The sequence below is a fragment of the Martelella sp. AMO21009 genome (assembly GCF_053484295.1).
This window is the reverse complement of sequence record NZ_JBAKFR010000080.1, coordinates 1-313: the sequence shown is the minus strand read 5'-3', so window position 1 is coordinate 313 and position 313 is coordinate 1. Positions and strand designations below refer to the sequence as shown.

General features: G+C 55.3%; 1 protein-coding gene. It reads right to left on the bottom strand.

Annotated features, from left to right (window positions below):
• On the bottom strand, positions 1 to 263 hold a 263-nt coding region (locus tag V6766_RS25535; protein ID WP_448471039.1), incomplete at its 3' end, for a ParB/RepB/Spo0J family partition protein.
• Positions 264 to 313 lie beyond the last annotated feature (50 nt).

Sequence of the window (313 nt, the reverse complement as noted above, 5' to 3'; positions counted from 1 at the left end):
GGCTGCTTGTCATAGGACTGCTGCAAGCGCTCGAATACCTGCTCCTGGCGCTCATAGTCACCCGACACGGTGAACGCTATTAACTGGTCGAGAGACAAGCCGTCCTCGGCATAGATGTCGAGCAGCTTCGGCGAGACGGAAGCGAGCTTCAGCCGCTGTTTGACGACATTGACCGAGACGAAGAAGGTCGCGGCGATCTCCTCCTCGGACTGACCCTTCTCCTTCAGCGTCAGGAAGGCACGGAACTGATCGAGCGGATGCATATTTTAGGTTATGCGTCAAGTGTCCTTTTGGCTGGATAACGCTGATTCTA